This is a genomic window from Enterobacter sp. SLBN-59, from assembly GCF_024807915.1.
Lineage (GTDB): Bacteria > Pseudomonadota > Gammaproteobacteria > Enterobacterales > Enterobacteriaceae > Enterobacter > Enterobacter asburiae_B.
Window position 1 is genome coordinate 16,771 of sequence record NZ_JANUFI010000003.1, and the last position, 16,969, is coordinate 33,739.

The 16,969-nt window shown below is 50.8% G+C and carries 19 protein-coding genes; 9 read left to right on the forward strand and 10 right to left on the reverse strand.

What is annotated here, in order from left to right; all coding sequences use genetic code 11:
* The first annotated feature begins 297 nt into the window (after positions 1 to 297).
* On the forward strand, positions 298 to 1,299 hold the full coding sequence (locus M2422_RS22860; protein ID WP_259142939.1) for a DUF4238 domain-containing protein: 1,002 nt from the start codon (positions 298 to 300) through the stop codon (positions 1,297 to 1,299).
* 173 nt (positions 1,300 to 1,472) lie between these two features.
* On the opposite strand, the gene M2422_RS22865 is transcribed toward M2422_RS22860, so the two are convergent.
* From M2422_RS22865 to M2422_RS22880, 4 genes are all read right to left on the reverse strand, one after another.
* Entirely contained in the window at positions 1,473 to 1,817 is a 345-nt protein-coding gene (locus tag M2422_RS22865; protein WP_259142941.1) for an abortive infection protein, read from the reverse strand.
* Positions 1,818 to 2,313: 496 nt separating this feature from the next.
* Positions 2,314 to 2,568 carry a hypothetical protein gene (locus M2422_RS22870; protein WP_259142943.1) on the reverse strand — a complete coding sequence of 85 codons (255 nt, stop codon included), beginning with the start codon at positions 2,566 to 2,568 and terminating at the stop codon, positions 2,314 to 2,316.
* Positions 2,569 to 2,617: 49 nt separating this feature from the next.
* The gene (locus M2422_RS22875; RefSeq protein WP_259142945.1) at positions 2,618 to 3,544 is read right to left on the reverse strand and encodes a hypothetical protein; all 927 of its coding nucleotides are present in this window, start codon (positions 3,542 to 3,544) and stop codon (positions 2,618 to 2,620) included.
* Between the two features lie 312 nt (positions 3,545 to 3,856).
* Positions 3,857 to 4,651, reverse strand: a complete 795-nt coding sequence (locus tag M2422_RS22880; protein WP_012540031.1) for a helix-turn-helix domain-containing protein — start codon at positions 4,649 to 4,651, stop codon at positions 3,857 to 3,859.
* A gap of 87 nt (positions 4,652 to 4,738) precedes the next feature.
* Here M2422_RS22880 and M2422_RS22885 point away from each other — a divergent pair, with 87 nt between their 5' ends.
* On the forward strand, positions 4,739 to 5,929 hold the full coding sequence (locus M2422_RS22885; protein WP_077139406.1) for a CynX/NimT family MFS transporter: 1,191 nt from the start codon (positions 4,739 to 4,741) through the stop codon (positions 5,927 to 5,929).
* Positions 5,930 to 6,137: 208 nt separating this feature from the next.
* Here the strand turns inward: M2422_RS22885 and M2422_RS22890 are convergent, their stop codons facing one another.
* A complete protein-coding gene (locus M2422_RS22890; protein WP_404997325.1) occupies positions 6,138 to 6,476 on the reverse strand; it encodes a nitroreductase family protein in 339 nt (112 codons plus the stop codon).
* Here M2422_RS22890 and M2422_RS22895 point away from each other — a divergent pair.
* A complete protein-coding gene (locus M2422_RS22895) occupies positions 6,446 to 6,631 on the forward strand; it encodes a helix-turn-helix domain-containing protein (protein ID WP_259142947.1) in 186 nt (61 codons plus the stop codon). The two genes, M2422_RS22890 and M2422_RS22895, sit on opposite strands and share 31 nt — an antisense overlap.
* Positions 6,632 to 6,867: 236 nt before the next feature.
* Here the strand turns inward: M2422_RS22895 and M2422_RS22900 are convergent, their stop codons facing one another.
* The 3 genes from M2422_RS22900 to M2422_RS22910 form a co-directional block, all read right to left on the reverse strand.
* A complete protein-coding gene (locus M2422_RS22900; RefSeq protein WP_012540013.1) occupies positions 6,868 to 7,440 on the reverse strand; it encodes a flavin reductase family protein in 573 nt (190 codons plus the stop codon).
* A 94-nt stretch (positions 7,441 to 7,534) separates the two neighbouring features.
* A complete protein-coding gene (locus M2422_RS22905; RefSeq protein ID WP_259142948.1) occupies positions 7,535 to 8,050 on the reverse strand; it encodes an NAD(P)H-dependent oxidoreductase in 516 nt (171 codons plus the stop codon).
* Between the two features lie 16 nt (positions 8,051 to 8,066).
* Positions 8,067 to 9,032, reverse strand: coding sequence for an aldo/keto reductase (locus M2422_RS22910; protein WP_259142950.1), 966 nt, complete (start codon positions 9,030 to 9,032; stop codon positions 8,067 to 8,069).
* 116 nt (positions 9,033 to 9,148) lie between these two features.
* On the opposite strand from M2422_RS22910, the gene M2422_RS22915 reads away from it, so the two are divergent.
* Positions 9,149 to 10,042 (forward strand): LysR family transcriptional regulator, encoded by an 894-nt coding sequence (locus M2422_RS22915; RefSeq protein WP_259143068.1) that lies wholly within the window; start codon positions 9,149 to 9,151, stop codon positions 10,040 to 10,042.
* Positions 10,043 to 10,238: 196 nt separating this feature from the next.
* Here M2422_RS22915 and M2422_RS22920 read toward each other — a convergent pair whose 3' ends face one another.
* A complete protein-coding gene (locus M2422_RS22920; RefSeq protein WP_259142952.1) occupies positions 10,239 to 11,126 on the reverse strand; it encodes a LysR family transcriptional regulator in 888 nt (295 codons plus the stop codon).
* Positions 11,127 to 11,268: 142 nt separating this feature from the next.
* On the opposite strand from M2422_RS22920, the gene M2422_RS22925 reads away from it, so the two are divergent.
* The 3 genes from M2422_RS22925 (at position 11,269) to M2422_RS22935 (ending at position 14,115) form a co-directional block, all read left to right on the forward strand.
* Positions 11,269 to 12,666 (forward strand): amidohydrolase family protein, encoded by a 1,398-nt coding sequence (locus M2422_RS22925; protein WP_177333309.1) that lies wholly within the window; start codon positions 11,269 to 11,271, stop codon positions 12,664 to 12,666.
* A gap of 14 nt (positions 12,667 to 12,680) precedes the next feature.
* A complete protein-coding gene (locus M2422_RS22930; protein ID WP_259142956.1) occupies positions 12,681 to 13,154 on the forward strand; it encodes a DMT family transporter in 474 nt (157 codons plus the stop codon).
* A gap of 100 nt (positions 13,155 to 13,254) precedes the next feature.
* Entirely contained in the window at positions 13,255 to 14,115 is an 861-nt protein-coding gene (locus tag M2422_RS22935; protein ID WP_259142958.1) for an SMP-30/gluconolactonase/LRE family protein, read from the forward strand.
* Between the two features lie 105 nt (positions 14,116 to 14,220).
* Here M2422_RS22935 and M2422_RS22940 read toward each other — a convergent pair whose 3' ends face one another.
* Positions 14,221 to 15,174: an aromatic alcohol reductase gene (locus M2422_RS22940; protein WP_063432453.1), complete on the reverse strand. Its 954-nt coding sequence runs from the start codon at positions 15,172 to 15,174 to the stop codon at positions 14,221 to 14,223.
* A gap of 69 nt (positions 15,175 to 15,243) precedes the next feature.
* On the opposite strand from M2422_RS22940, the gene M2422_RS22945 reads away from it, so the two are divergent.
* A complete protein-coding gene (locus M2422_RS22945) occupies positions 15,244 to 15,678 on the forward strand; it encodes a helix-turn-helix domain-containing protein (RefSeq protein ID WP_197719739.1) in 435 nt (144 codons plus the stop codon).
* Between the two features lie 330 nt (positions 15,679 to 16,008).
* A complete protein-coding gene (locus M2422_RS22950) occupies positions 16,009 to 16,965 on the forward strand; it encodes an alpha/beta hydrolase (protein WP_214578610.1) in 957 nt (318 codons plus the stop codon).
* Positions 16,966 to 16,969 lie beyond the last annotated feature (4 nt).

The following is a 16,969-nucleotide window of genomic DNA, read 5'->3' on the forward strand; positions in this document are numbered from 1 at the left end:
ATATTATGCTGAACTGGTAACATCATATCAGATATGATTTTGCTATTAATGAAAAATATCATACGCAATATGATTTCGTGCGACTGGTTTGATTATCATATCCTTTGCCGGTTTCCCGCCGCGCAGATCCGAAAACTCCCGGTTCCGGAGATTTAAATTCCATCGGTACTGACAGGGCGTTAAACACAGTTATTATCGAACGGTTCTGTTTTCTAATGCTAAGCTGCAAACCAGCTGCCCATGCCGTCAATACAGATGCACCGATGCGCCTGCGTGGCTTTTCAGGGAGATAAAGTTATGGCCGATCCATTCAATCTGCAGACCGATGTGGTCAGGCAGCATACGGTTCCCCGTTTTTTACTGAAGCATTTCAGTACGCCGGGAAACGGTAAGCGGCAGCGCTTATACGCCTTTGACAAGGCTGCCGGGCGCGCCTATGCCACCACGCCGGATGATGCGACAGTCCGCAACACGTTCTACAACCTCGATAATCACCCGGACCGTCTGAGTCTTGAACCACTGCTGGGGATTTACGAGCACCACGCGGCACCGGTAATTGCAGCCCTGCTGGCGCACAGGGATATTCGCAGGCTGACAGATGACGAACGCTACAGGATGGCCGTGTTTGTTGCCGTGCAGCGCGCACGAACCTTCGGCGAACTGGAGCGTGTCTCAGGCATGATTTCGTTGCTCACCGATAAGATGGAGTCCATCGGCTCGACTAAAGAGCAGGCTTTAGAAACCCTGGGCCTGTCGTCCGAGGGCGATACCAAGGATATTTTTCTGCGGCAGCTCGTCCAGCAGATGTCACATATTGATCACCTGCTGAAAAAGGACTGGTACCTTCTGGAAACCAGGCCAGAACGTCCGTTTTACGTATCAGACAATCCCGTAGTGCTTAAGAACAGCAATGACTTCGGTCCGTACGGTAATCTTGGTCTGGCCGTTCGCGGGATACAGATTTACCTCCCCCTGTCATCGACGCTGATGCTGGCCATGTATTGCCCCTCCATCCGTGAACAGATGGTTCGTCAAAAGCAGCATCTTCAACATCTGCTCGCCATGGCACCGCATCTTATCCCCCGTCACATTCGGCCTTTTGAAAGACTGGAACATATCCAGAGGTATACGGACTATCTTCTTATGCCGCTTACCCCGGAGCATGTCACTCATTACAATTCCCTGCAGGTGGAGTTCGCGGAGCAGTACGTGTTCTGCGGTGAAAAGGATTTCTCTCTGGTTGAGAGAATGCTGGCCGATAGTGAACGCTACCGGACTGGCCCGCGGTTTACGTTTTAGTCCGAATTCCGGCCTCACCTGTGCCGGAAAATGACGGCGGGAGCCCCTGTTGTACAGAGGAGTTTTGCCGTGTTGCACCCACGCGAAAGCGGCAGTGGCCACAGGGACCACCGCCGTAAGGAAATGGTGAATACCTGTTGACATTCACCATCCGTTAGTGTAGCTTGCTGCTGTTACTTTAATAGAGTAAACTTTCGGCAGATGGTGCCCACCATCTTTCCGATACTCCAGAGCAGCCCGCTCTTTACTGGCGTGACCCACAGTGCCGAAACTGCGAATTTCGACACAATAAAGGCCTTAAGCCAGGGTACTACCGCCCAGACTACTGCAGCACAGAGTCCGATGTAAGCCACAAGAAGCAAAATACAGAGACTCGCGCTCCAGTATTGTTTCTGTCCGATGTGCCCCCAGGCACTGACGGAAAGGTCTTTGGCGGTGGTGATAATCGCCATAATAAAAGCGATTTCAGTCTGGAATGGGAATAAAACCGTTCCCTCGGTGTCTTTCAGAAAATCCATATATCCTCCAATGGATGGTTGTTGTTAACACTGATGTGTTGCCTGTGATCATGGTTCTGACCTCATTTTTTGATTGAAAAGGCACCCGCGCCTCACACACGTGATCGCTGTTGATACCGTACAGAATGTTTTATCTTTCAGCTCTGCTATGATGTGTTCATTCGCATCCTCCTGTTTGTCATACCGATTTTAAGCTCGTCCCGGGTGCTCCCCGGAAAAAAATCCAAAAAAATCCTGGCCGGCATGGTGATGACCAGTCTGGCGGGAAATAAACGGATCTGTTGGGGTGGTGCGGGGCGGAACAATACTATGAAAGTAATGTTAACAGAAAACATCGCCTTTGCCAAGGCGCAGTTTTCCATTAAAGTAACTATAGCATAGTAATACTGGCATCCATTTAGCAAAAAGTGCTATCCATTCCCTATCTGTACATTCATTTTCACCCGCAGCAGGGCTACCAGGCGCATGCTTTTTTCAAGTTTTTACCCCCTGCCCCTCAGAGTACCTCCACGAACAGATGGGTCGCCACGCCCTGCCTGCGACCAGTAAACGGTCCTTCCGCCGTTCCCGCTGACAGCCGGCATCTTCGCCCGCAACGGGTGAAGGCTGACTTGAGGGATTTGGATGCCTCCCGCAGCGCATCCTCAAGCCCGTTGTTCAGGCAGAGCATCACCACCGTCCCTCCCGGGCGACGGGCGATCTCCGCGAAACTCTCCCCACCGGTAACATAGCGGCTCTGTCGACCTTTCATTATGCCTCCTGATGATGCAGTTGTGGTTGTGCCCGTACACCCGGGTCCGTTACAGTAGATCGTGCACCACCGCTTCAATCAGCGCCTCAGCGACGACCGGCAGCGGGGTCGGATTCTGATCTTCTTCCACGCCATTGCTGTAAAGATGAAGCTCACAAATCCCGTCCACAAAACGGAAGGCCTTATCCCAGCTGTCGGGAGCGGTGCTGATCAGGGCGTCATAGCCCGGGTCAGTGGTAAAGCGACGTCCGTCAAGTTCCGGGAACGGGATGTTCCACTTCTGGGTAATGACACTTTCATCCAGTACCAGCAGCACCCGCCAGGCACCGTAGCCGTACTCATCCGGGCGGTAAATGCGCACGGTGATGTCATCCCTGGTCCAGCTGTAGCCGCAGACGGCATGCTGTTTCTTCAGGGCACGAATAACATCAATATCCCGGTAAAAGCAGTGTTTTTTCTCCTGCAGCTGCGAGTAGAAAATCCTGTTCCAGGCACGGTCAATGGTTCCCCTGTCCCGGCCGGCAATCTCGGCAAACAGGGAAAAGGTCAGGGAGATCCCGCGCGGGATCTTTTTCCAGCCCTTAAGCACCTGGTCGGCACGTGCGTGCAGGAAGGGTGTGTTGGTCAGCACCACCCGGCGAAGCTCCTCTTCCGTCGAGATCCCGAGCAGCTTCTGGTATTCCTGGTTCCAGCGGGTGATGTAATGGCTCTGGTAGCGTTTCTCCATGACCTCGGCGCCCAGATAACTGGCCAGCTCGTCATCGAGAGAGGCGATGAGCGGGTTTTTCAGGGCGAAACTGTCGATGACGTCCCGGAAGCTGTCTTCCAGGAACTCACGCAGAAACGTCGCCTTTGGCTTACGGGCGTGAGTTGCCAGGTCGGTGATCACCCGGTCGATGTCGGCGGGAATGTTCCGCAGCGTGTACGTTACGCTCTCCCCACCGTCGTTTGTCATGTCATGTTCTTTTTCACTCATTCCGTGTACCTTTTGATGTGTGTATGAATTATTGCAATGCTCATACACTATCCTGGATTTTAAGGAACTTAAATACTGCGAAGCGTATGTTTTTAAAATTCGTATGCTGCCCTGTGTATTTCCTGTTCATCCCTTTTTCTGAGATCCGAAAACTCCTGAAGCCGGATCTGGAGTGATTAAGCGTATGGAAGGACAAACGAGAAACGGCAGAAAAGAGTTCTAGGCAAAAGGCAGGAGGGAACGTAAGGTCAGCTTTGAGCGAAAAGCGGACGCTGGTGTTATTTAAATAAATTCGACTTCTGTGCTTGTGCACTAATCCAGGGAAGAGAAATATTGCGTCGGTGATTTACCCAGCGCTTTTCTGAACATCGTAATAAACGCACTTACCGAATCATACCCTAGAGTTCCGGCTACGCGCTGCACGGGCTGACCTTCAGACAGATGGCTTAGTGCAATCATCAAATGCAGCTGCTGACGCCAGCGGCCAAAGCTCATTCCTGTCGCCTCTTTTATCAGCCTGGCCAGAGAACGCTCGCTGATGGCCAGATGAGCAGCCCATTGCTTTAACGTTCGCCGGTCATCTGGCTCATTAAAGAGTGCCTCAGCCATAATCCGGATTTTAGGATGATCTGATACAGGAAGATGGAGTGCTTCGACCGGCACATCCGGAATATGCTCCAGCAGCACCGCTGCAAGCCTGGCGGTTTTACTGTCAGGAGAATAAGTATGTTCCTGCTCTGCAAGATACAGAACAAGCTCGCGGACCAGAGGTGTAACCGCTATGGTACAGCAAATTTCCGGCATCGCTGCTGCGCCGGGCTCGATGAATAAAAAGCACGTATCTGCATTCTTCGTGATCCGGCAACGGTGCGGGATCTCTCCCGGAACCCAGACGGCATGCCCCGGTGGAACAAGCCACAGCGCATCGTCAACCTCACAGCGCACTGCACCGCGCATAGAGAGAATAAGTTGCCCCTTGCGATGAGCGTGCGGACGCTGCCCGGCATACTCGCCTGACGATGATACATGCAGGGCGATAGCGGCCTGACTGAAATCATCGGCATTAAACTCTTCCGGTGAGGTCACCGGTTTTTTATTAACTGGCATGATTTAGCTATATGTTGTCAGATTATCTATATTCTGTAACTCATGCGTCCTTTAAAGTCTTTCTTTTTTTCAGAGAAAGCAAAACTTATGTCCCACACGACGAACAAGTGGTCTTCAATCATACTTGTGATCGGCATTCTTTTTATTGCCATTAACCTGCGTGTTCCTTTTACCGCTATCGCACCCGTTTTAGAGTCCATTCGCCATGATTTTGGGCTGAGTATCACAGCCGTTGGGTTGCTTAACTCGCTGCCTTTACTGGCCTTTGCCGCCTTTTCTCCACTGAGCGCATCGATTTCCCGCAAGTATGGCCTTGAACGCACCCTTTTTGGTGCCCTGGTCGTGATTTCAGCGGGGATTCTGCTTCGCTCAACAGACAGCGTCTGGGCGCTTTATGGCGGAACAGTATTAATTGGTATCGGGATTGCCCTGGGCAATGTCCTGCTGCCTGGCCTGATTAAACGTGACTTTTCCGGAAACGTGGCTTCCGTGACGGGAGCATATTCCATCACCATGGGCACCGCTGGCGCTATCGGCTCTACCATTGTCATTCCTCTGACGCAGAGCTGGGGCTGGAACATCGCGTTAGCTATGTTGGTTATTGCACCGCTCCTTGCGATGCTTTTATGGTTGCCGCAGTTGAAGAAAAAGCATCAATTGCCAGTAGCAGGTGAGAAAAAAGCAGCGACCGTTGCGGTCTGGCGCTCGTCTCTGGCGTGGCAGGTCACCATGTTTATGGGCTTGAATGCGATGCCCTTTTATGTTGCGGTCGGCTGGCTGCCAGTCATTCTGACAGGCAGTGGGCTATCCTCAGCTCAGGCTGGTGAGGTACATGGCATCCTTCAGCTCACCACCGCTATTCCCGGCTTAATTCTGGCAGCCACGCTGCGTCGTCTTAACGATCAGAAATTAGCCGCTGCTGGTGTCAGCCTTTTAACCGCAGTATCCTTTATTGGCATCCTTTATTTGCCAAATCTGGCGATGCTGTGGGCTGCACTCCTCGGCTTCGGCTCGGGTGCCAGCATGATGCTGGGTCTGACCTTCATCGGGTTGCGCACTACAAACGCGGGTGATGCTGCCGCGCTGTCAGGCATGGCGCAGAGTATCGGTTATCTGATGGCGGCGATGGGACCGCTATTGCTGGGTAAAGTACAGGAGTTGTCCGGAGGCTGGACCGTACCATTACTGATGACCACAGCAATCTCAGTTGCAGGAGCCTGCACCGGAATGGCTGCCGGACGAGATGTACACCTGGAACCTGTACAGCAGCCGGGCTGAATGGGCTTACACAGGAGGGTACCAGCTGAACTTCTAAAGCGGATGCTTTCCATTGAGGTTCTGAAGCGTCTTAATAGTACCGGAGCCATCTGTACTATCCCGATGAGCGGACTTTTCGGTGAAAAGGCCGTTCAGGGCGAGCGTAACATTCAGCGGCCGCCCTGAAACTAAGGGCGATCGCGGTCAGTAATAATATAATAAGCAAGCCTCAGGACTGTTTGGCAACGATGAATCGCTTTTCATCACCCATAAAGGCTTTTTCACTGGCGGGTGAAAGGATAGCACCGAAATTCATGTGCGCGCGGAGTTTCCATGATGGAGTAACATTCCACTCAGTGCGAATATCTTCATCGATCAGAGGATTATAATGCTGCAGGTTGGCACCAATTCCTTTTTCAGCCAGCGCCAGCCAGACCGCATACTGAGCGATAGCTGTGCTGTGCCGGGAAATTGTCCGCATAGGCCGCAAACTGCTCCTGTAGTGACTTGACAACATACTGATCCTCGAAAAAAGTATTGAGCCGGCAGCCGCTGCAAACCCGTCTATTTTATCTGAGGTGCCGGAGAAACGTTCTAAAGGAACTTGAAAGCAGGAATCTTGTTACGCGCACTGTCTTTCGTGAAGTACCGCCCAAAGTCGAATATGCACTCACGGAACTGGGAACGTCCCTCAGGCAGCGAATGAACTCAACCGGTGGGTAGAACAAAACTGTCACTTTCTGATTAAAGACACTGATCCTTCCCTGTGACATGCCATTGTTCATTGATGAGTGCTACGGGCTAACAGGAGCATATAAGAATGCAGGGTGCGGGCACCGAAAAGCGGCGTCCCCTGCTGGCTCAGAGGCGACATCGCCTGCTGGCCATGAGGGAACAGGAAGGCATTTTAACAACCGGTCCCTGCATTTTACTGTATCAGTACAAGCAGTACTTGCGCATCAGTCTTTGCCCGGACCATGGTCAAACCGGGTTCCTTTGCCGATGGCATAAAACTGCCCCCCGGCAACATAATGTATGGTTCGTAATTCGTCAGGTGCTTCATCAAATATCCAGTGCCCATTGCGAAAAACCCGATCGTCACTCCACGCGCCGGCAATTTCTCCCATAAACAGATTATGTTCCAGCTCATATGCCGCGTTAGGTATCACATTACATACAAGCCAGCCAGCACAGCCCTCTACCAGCGGAACATCGAATTCTTTCAGGTAGAACATCGGTATTTTATGATTCTTGTCAGGCCTGTCACGGTAGCTGTGTTCACCTGCGTACAAAACGGTTTCCATCTGGCTGACTACGGGTATCTGTACGGCAAACAGACCACTTTCTTCCACCAATCCACGGGTGTAAGCCTGCGGACTGATATACGCCATGACTTTATTGATTCCTACCAGACTCACCCATGCGGCGGCCATCACATTGGCATTACCATTATGCTTAGCGGAAATCATTGTAGTTGGGCCGACCTGCAATAATCGGTATGCTTTATTCAGTTCAACTGGCTGTAAAGACACAGGATTTCTCCTTCCCATTGATAAAAAAATGTGCCGTTAACGGCAACGGCACATTTGAGGGCGTTTTAAAACACTGATGGTCGCCCGAAGGTAATCAGGCTAATACCGTTTTATATTGTTCGACCTGAGCTACGATTTCTTCGTCAGTTATCGTCGCGCTTCCGCCTGTAATAAACGGCTTGATGTAGTTCATACCCAGATACCCGGAGATGGTTTCAAAAGACAGCAGGTACTCGCCTACCGTATGTCCGGCAGCGCCATCAGGCTGATAGGCAGACTCTGCACCACCAAGCGAAACGGTCAGCATGAGTTGCTTGTCGCGCAGCGCCTGTGTTTCTCCACCATGTGACCAGCCGTACGTCAGTACATCGTCAAGCCACTGTTTAAGAAGTGGCGGCGTGCTGTACCACTGCATAGGAAACTGCAGCACGATACGATCCGTCTTTTCCAGTGCAGCCTGTTCAGCGGCCACGTCGATTTTGCCATCCGGATACTGGTCATACAGATAACGCACTTCAACGTCGGTCAGTGATGCTGCACCTTTTGCCAGGGCTGAGTTTACCCGTGACTGATTAATGTTGGGGTGGGTAACAAATACAGTTGTTTTCATGTCGATCTCTTATTTTTCAGAAGAATGTTTCGTCAATTTCAAGCCGGGATAAAGCTTCATTGATATCATTTAATTCAGCGTCACTGAGCTGAACATTTGCGGCGTGAAAATTCTCTTCGAGCCGGTGTAATTTCGTTGTTCCCGGGATCGGTACGATGTAAGGCTTCTGAGCCAGCTCCCAGGCAAGAACAATCTGTGCTGAAGTTGCGTTGTTTCTTTCCGCGATTTGAGCAATCAAATCCAGTAGCGCCTGGTTATTTTCCATTACTTCAGGTTTGAAGCGACCCATCATGCCCCGGTAATCGCCTTCCCCGTAAGTTGTATCAGCGGTAACCTGACCACTCAGGAATCCATTACCCAGCGGGCTGTAGGCCATAAAGCCAATATCAAGTTCATCGCAGACTTTGAACAAATCCTGCTCAGGTTTACGCCACATCATTGAATACTGGTCTTCGACTGCGGTGACCGGGCAGATCGCATGAGCCCGGCGAATATAAGATACGGGCGCATTGGATAAGCCCCAGTACTTAATTTTCCCCTCCGCGATCAGCTCTTTCATTAATCCCGCCACCACTTCCGGCTCAACTTTTGGGTCGACACGATGCTGATAAAACAGGTCGATATGGTCGGTTTGCAGGCGACTGAGTGAACCTTCCAGTTGCTCTCTGACAGACGCCGGACGGCTGTCTAATACCGGCACCAGCTGTCCATCACTGTTTTCCATTCCGGTCACGCCGAATTTGGTCGCGATGATAACGTTGTCCCTGTGTTTGCTGAGCGCAACACCCAGCAGTTCTTCGTTTTCAAATCCGTAAATGGGGGCAGTGTCGAAAAGGTTGCAGCCCAGTTCTACAGCCTTGTCTATCAGCTCTGTTCGCTCACGGATTTCAACTGAATAGCCATAGCCATGGTCCATGCCCATGCACCCCAGTCCCATTTCCGAGACATGAAGCCCCTGGCTACCTAACCTTCTCATTTTCATGATTATTTAACCCTTTTTTAAAGCATTTCTGATTCTGAGACGTACAGTATACGGCTGGATTTGTTGCTGAAAAATTGTTAATTTAGAAAGTCAGAATTGCTAAAATCACAATAATGATGAATAAACTTGATGCGCTGAAATTTTTTGTTGCCGCTGCAGAAACGATGAACTTTCGTGAAGCAGCAGTCAGACTGGCCATTTCCCCTTCAGTGGTGACGCGGACTATTGCCGAGCTGGAAAATCAGCTCGGCGAGCCACTTTTTAAGCGGAATACCCGATCAATTGTGCTGACCAGCTTTGGTGAGCTTTTCCTGCCGAAGGCTATGCGGCTGCTTGAAGACTCAGAGGCCCTTTTTCAGACGGCCCGAGATGACAATGACATGAAGGGAGTTGTGAGGATCACGTTATTCCGGTTTCCCGGCCACGAGCAGGTGTTATATGAGCTTCTTACCTCCCTCGATCCTTATCCTGAGCTGTTTATAGACTGGCGGTTAGACATGATGAAGCTGGATACTGTTCAGAACCGCATTGACATGGGGATTCGTATAGAACGGGAGCCAAACCAGAATTTTATCGTCAGGCCCATTACGCTTGTTCATCACGCGCTGATGACGTCACCCCGGCTCATTGAGAAGCTGGGCGCGCCGGAAAATTTCGAAGATCTGCGCCAGCGCTACCCTTTCAGTGGCCTGTTGAATCCTGAAACAGGAAAAGTATTCGAATATATGCTCGATGGCGTTGATACTTTTGTACCGCGCCACCTGGAGTTTTTTTCCACCGACTCCCAGTCGGAGATCCAGGCTGCGTTAGCCGGTAAAGCTGTCATTCAGTCGAGTAATCTGGCCTGCAGGAAATACCTTGAAGACGGCAGGCTGGTCAATGTCCTGCCCGAACTGAAACTGGAAACCTGGCAGCTTTATCTTTACCGGCCCTACCAGACCCTGGTACCGCAGCGCATCAGGACCGTTTTTCACATCCTTGAAAGTATTTTACTCAGACACTTCAGTTGAAAGCGGGCCCGGATTTGGCTGGCGCTCTTAGCCGGCGTCCTCCATACACCGGGGATGTGAATTTTTGAGTACAGCCTTTCTACAGGAAGTCGCTGCTCCGAGATGCTCTTACCCGTAGAAACAAAGTCTGCCGTTCTTTCAGGGGCCCTGAATACTGGCGACTTTTAATGTGCAACGGGGAGCAGTGACAGGCGTATCAACTGAATATTTCACTTATCCAGTCTGCAAATGCACGTACAGCAGGGGAAAGAAAACGTTGATGAGGATAAAGTAGCGTGACAGGAACAGACGGCGGCTGCCAGTCGGCCAGAACTTCAACCAGCGTTCCTTTCTCCATGTGTTCTGCTACAACATTTTCAGCAAGCTGCGCCAGTCCGAACCCTTCAAGGCACATTTTTATATAAAGCCCCGTCTCGTTGACGGCCGCCTGCCCACTGACGGATACGGACAGCGTTTCTGTTCCCTTTACAAAACGCAATACGTCTGTACGCCGGCTTTGTCCGGAAAAATAATGAATAGCCCGGTGATGAGACAGATCTTCAGGTGACTGCGGAATACCGTACTCCCTGAGATAGTCGGGAGAGGCGCAGGTTATCCAGCGAAATTCTCCGAGCGGACGAGCTACAAGCGTGGAGTTAATTAACTCTCCGGTTCTGATCACGCAGTCTACCCCCTCCTGAACCAGGTCAACCTGCCGGTCGCTGACACCGATCATCAGGTAAATGTCAGGATAACGGCTGTAGAAATCTTTCAGATTTGGCATGACGATGAAGTGCGCTATACCGCCGGGCATATCAACGCGTAAACGGCCACGGGGGCGCCTGTTCAAATCGGCCAGACTCGCTTCCGTATGTTCAACTAAGGCCAGAATTTCCCGGCACTGTGCCAGATACTGCAGACCTTCCGGAGTAAGGCTGACACGTCTTGTGGTCCGGTTCAGCAGACGCACCTGCAGATATTTCTCCAGGTTTTTGATGGTGCTGGTAACAGTAGAAGAAGGCAGGGAAAGTGTTTCCGCGGCCCGGACAAAGCTTCCGGCCTCAGCCACCCTTATAAAAACCTGCATAGCCTGAATACGATCCACCTGACTGCACTCCTGAATAGCATGTAACGGTGATAATACTCATTATTCGTAAATTCTGAATGATGAAAACAAGTTAGTCATCTTTTTCAGTTTAAACAGGAGGCGTATTGTTTCCCTTCTGAACCTGAAAGAGACACTTCAAATGACCGATTACATCAGAGATATTGTTAATAATCATACGGATAATGCGCCGGTAACGCTGATCCGCGGTGCAACCATACTGAGTATGGATGAGAATGTTGGTAACCATGAACGTGGCGATATTCTTGTCACAGGTTCAACCATCACCGCAATCGGCAAGGACCTGAACGCCGAGGGTGCTCACGTCATTGATGCAACAAATATGATTGCCATGCCGGGAATGGTCGATTCTCATCGTCATGCCTGGGAAGGTCAGCTACGCCGTATTAACCCCAATGCCACCTGTCTGGACGATTACAGCAACGCCACGCACTTCTCGTTTGCGAAATACTACCGGCCAGCAGATATCTATGTCGGTAATCTCCTGACGGCGCTGGGCGCGATTGATGCGGGTATCACTACCATGATTGATAACTCGCACAACAGCCGTACCGCAGCGCATTCAGACGCCGCCGTTGAAGCCCTGCTTGATGCCGGTATTCGCGCTATTCATGCTTCCGGTGCGCCGGTAGCAGGCGAATGGGATAAAGCGCACTGGCCTGGCAACTGGCAGCGTCTGCAGGAAAAATATTTCAGGGATAATCCTGATAGTCTTGTGACGCTCGGCGTCATGGCCCAGCTGGAGCCGGAATTGTGGGCCGAGGCCCGCAGGCTGGGGTTGCCGATCGTGACCGAGTTCTTTGGTGCTGAGATGGCCTCCGAGCTTGAATCGCTGCATCAGCAGGGCCTGTTGGGTCCGGACAATATCTTTAACCACTGTACCGCACTGCCTGATGAGGGCTGGGAAATCCTGCGTGAAGCCGGCGTGCGGGTAAACGTCTGCCCGCGCTCAGATTCGCACTACGGTATTGAAAGCGGGATGTTTGCCATCGAGGCTGCGCTGCGTCATGGCATCAATCCTGGCCTGAGCGTGGATAACGAAACGTCTTACAGCACCGACATGTTTATGGAAATGCGCGTGGCGTTTTATCTGCAGCGCGTAATGGGCATGCATAAGCAGCACTGCTGTGAATCAGATCATTCATTGACAACGATCCCGGCAGCGCAGCTGCTTAAATCGGCAACGGTCGATGGTGCGTTTTGTGCCGGTCTGCAGGATAAAATAGGCAGCCTGACGCCGGGAAAACAGGCTGATCTGATCCTGATTAACGCGGCTGACCTCAACCTTTACCCGAACGGAAATGCATTCGGAACGGTGGTACATGCAGCTGAACGCAGCAATATCGATACCGTGATGATCGGCGGGCGCATCGTCAAGCAGAACGGCAAAGTGCTGGGTGTGGACAGTGAGCGCCTTCGCGCCGCCATTGATGAATCACGCGAGCACCTATTTGCGGCAGCCGGGTATGAGCCGGACATCTTTGCGGAGAAATTCCTGCCGCTGGTACAGGCAAACTGACAGGAAATAACAGCATGAGCGCGATTTATTACGTAATAGCTTTTACAGCGGGTCTTGGTATTACCCTGCAGACGACCCTGAACAGTCAGCTCGCAAAAGGACTCGGAGGGGATCCGGTCACCGCCGCGTTCTTTTCCTTTACGGCCGGGGCGTTGAGCCTCGGGATTTACTCGCTGCTACGTGGAGGGTTATTTAGCTCTCTCGCTGCTATTCCTTCGCAGCCTGCGTGGAGTCTGGCGGGCGGCCTGATCGGTGCCTGTGCGTTGTTCAGCTACGTGGTGCTGGCACCGAAAATCGGTTTTTCAGCTCTGCTAGGGCTGGCAATCGTTGGGCAATTACTCTCGTCGCAAATGATTGACCATTTCGGTCTGCTGGGTGCTGTTAGGCGACCGGTTTCGCTGCTCAAACTGGGGGGCATGCTGGTCATGCTGGCAGGTCTCGCCATCATGCTTTTTGGTGACAAACTTTCAGCGCGTTTTTTGCCCTGATGGGATGGGAATTGCTCCTTACGGCGCTCTGCCATAGTGCAGATGGCCGTAAGCTTTTGATCAGGCGCGATGCGAAACTTTTATATGCGGGAGAAATAACATGTTTTCAGTGGCTGCTGATGCCAGAAATTTGCTGGGAGAGTGCCCAATCTGGTGCGAGAGGACACGCAGGATTTACTGGACTGACATTGAAGGCAGCGAGCTGCTTGCCCTTGAAGAAGACACCAGTATTGTGATGCGCTGGTCCCTGCCTGAGCGCCTCGGTTCGTTTGCACTTACTGAAAATTCTGACGTTTTACTGATGGGGCTGGCATCCAGATTCGCCTTCTGCAATCTGAATACAGGTACCTTTATGCCGATAGTGGCGTCACCAGGAGGACCGGGAACACGGACAGGGGATGGTCGGTGCGACCGTGAGGGTAATTTCGTCTTCGGGACCATGGATGACGGGTACCCCGCGAAAGTCATAGGAAGATTTCACAGGCTAAATGCAGCGACACTCAGCATTGAGACGCTACCCCTGCCTGAGGTGGCCATCCCGAACAGCATCTGTTTTAGTCCTGACGGCAGCACGATGTATTACTGTGACTCGATGCAGGGCCGTATAATGTGCTGTGATTACCCCTCTATGAATAACCAGCGCGTGTTCACTGTAACAGAAGGAAAGGGGGCGCCTGACGGCTCCTGCGTGGACGCAATGGGCTATATCTGGAATGCCGAATGGGGAGGAAGCCGTGTTGTACGTTATCGTCCGGACGGAACGACGGACCGTATCCTGCCCTCTCCAGGAATTCAGAGCACTTGTCCGACACTCGCGGGAGAAGCATTCACAACGCTGTATTGTACCAGTGCCAGCGTGGGTCTTTCTGTGCCGTCAAGGCATGATGGAGCGCTGCTGAGAGCGAAATCAGCCGTATTCCCCGGTTTACCGGAGAGCCGGTTTTCAGCGCACACAGCATAACCGCTTTGCTATCAGTGCCAACAGGGGGAACAGAGTCTTTCTCATCACCATATTCGGATAGGCAGGAGAAAGACTCTGGTATTTATTACTGCAGCTTAAATACGTTTATAGTGAGCTGCCCGGGGTCAGGTTTGCATTAATCCAGGCTGCCACATCGGTGACCGCAATGTTATGGCGTTCATTGAATGTCTGCTTTTTATCCCATGCAACTCCCCGCCCCTGCGCAAAAACGGCACGATACTTAGACATCATGTCTTGTGGGTTGAGCGCCAGTTTATCCATCAGATATTGTTCGCTCCATACCGTGCAGTCGAAAGGGCGGCCAAGCGCTGATTGCAGCTTATCTGCAACCTCTGCGTAGGTCAGTGTATCACCGGCGATATACACAATTTCATTACGGATGCGAGGAGTTGTAAATACGATCGCTGCCGTCAGCATCCCGATATCATCAGGTGTTGTCAGCGTCATGGTGTTGTCAATGCTGCCGAGTGCGTGAACAGTATCGTTCTGCAGATCGACCACACCGAAGTCTGGTTCGAACAAATAGCTCATGAAGATGCCGGTCGAAATGATGACCCACTCAGTTTCATGCTGGCTGCGTAGTAAATCACGCACGTCAATCTGCGCGTCGAAGATGTCTTGTGGACTGCCACGTCCGATGGCATCAAAATCGGCACCAAACTGCCATGGAAAATAGCGTGGAATCCGCGCCTGCAGGGCCGCCTGCGCCAGTTTCATTGGTGTATTTATTCCGGCCGCGTACCCCGTGCAGCCAACGACTGTGTCAAATTGCGCAAAGAGGCTGGCCAAATCGTCGACAGAACTCATGACGAGATCGCCCGTAACTATATTAATACCGAGGTTTCTGATTTCCTTGATTACTAATTTTTTTACGGGTTCATCTGACGTTACGGTACTTTCGCGCAGCAGTACGCTGATTTTCGTTCCCTTCACATCTTTTGCCCGAAGGGCAAGATTTCGCAGAACGGGGAGGCCCAGCTCACCGGCACCGAGCACGAGGATTTTCTCAGACGTAGCGTTAAGATCAGTTTTGTTCATAATCTGGCCTTACATGAATTGTTGCGCCACTCTAGCAATTCATAACAGGCTAAAAAAGAAGGTACACGTATGATACCGGGAATCTGTGAAATGGATCGGGACGAAATTCTTCAGTATTCGCAGGCTGTTTGTAAGGGTCTGAAAGACGATGATGATGGCTTGCGGCGGGAGGTACTGGCTCATGCAGGCAGTCGATGGTCACTGGGTATCGTCAACACGCTTGGCGTTTATGGCAGACTACGTCACGCCGAAATTGGCAGGCGTATGCACGGAGTGACTCAGCGCATGCTGACACGTACATTACGACAGCTTGAGCGCGACGGACTGGTTATTCGCCATGATTTCAGTGAAATCCCGCCACGAGTCGAATACGAGCTGTCCGATACAGGTATGGAGTTACTTGTGCGAATGATCCCGCTGTGGACCTGGATTGTCGATAATGCTGATCGCTTTCGTGAAGACCGGTTGAGATATGAAAAAAATAACAATAACCCAAGGGCGTAACTGGCTATGAATATAAATATCACTTTTTGTGATTTGTAGATAATACAAGTGTTTGAATTGATGAGCCTTCCGATATGTATGTATACAGTAGTCATCCGGAGACAGAACCGATTTCACCAAGCTTGGTCGGGATGGTGTAATTACAGAGGATTATATTTTACGTATGCCTGACATCAATGTTAGTCTGTACATATTTCAAATGGGTGTTAAAGCGAATTTTATTTTTTGCTACCATTAATTCGGCCTTGAAAATTATCTGACAGGATGGCCTACCCTTTCAGAATTATAGGTGGGCTGGTGAAACAATATTTAAAAACTGGTGTTTTTTTTATGATTTCTAAAGAAAATAATGAAATATCTTCTAATTATCATGATCTTCCTGGTTATGTTCATGGGGCAAAAATTATCCAAGTCGCCTTGACTAAAACCCCTATAGATAATATTAGTGATGTGGTTTATGAGACAGTAAAAAAAACTCGTTCTGTCAGACAATTGCATATGTCTTTTCTTGTTCCTCGTACCAAAATTTTGAAACCAGGTATCATTTATTTTCCTGGGGGAGGGTTTATGACCGCTGAACACAACAAATTTGTGGAAATGCGCATGGCTTTAGCGGAGGCTGGCTTTGTTGTTGCAGCGGCAGAATACAGGACAATTCCTGATACTTTCCCTGCGCCAGTGATAGATGCTAAAGCAGCAGTAAGATACCTTCGTCAACATGCCCATGATTATGGAATTGACCCCTCACGAATTGGTGTAATTGGCGATTCTGCTGGAGGTTGGCTGGCGCAGATGCTTGGTACCACTAATGGCGATAAGTCATTCGATCACGGCGATTTTCTCAGCCAGTCCGCTGATGTGCAGGCTGTCGCTACGCTTTACGGAATATCAGATCTGCGTAACATAGGTGACGGTTTTCCGGATCTCCGACAAAAAGTGCATCAGTCTCCTGCAGTCACGGAGTCACTGCTAATTAATGGTGTGGCTTTCAAGAATTTTGCAGGTGCCTCAATCAGTTCTGTACCTGAAAAAGCGATAAATGCAAGCCCCATAGGGCGTCTCAAGGGATGTAAACCTCCGTTCCTAATAATGCATGGAAGTAAGGATACATTAGTATCACCTAAACAGAGCGCAACGCTTTACAAAGCCCTTTTGGAATCGGGAAACAAAGCGGACTACGTCCTTATCGAAGGCGCAGAACACGGTGATGATCACTGGTATCAACCCGTTGTCATAAATAGGGTTGTTGACTGGTTCCGCGTGCATCTTTGTCCTGAAAATATATGACGAC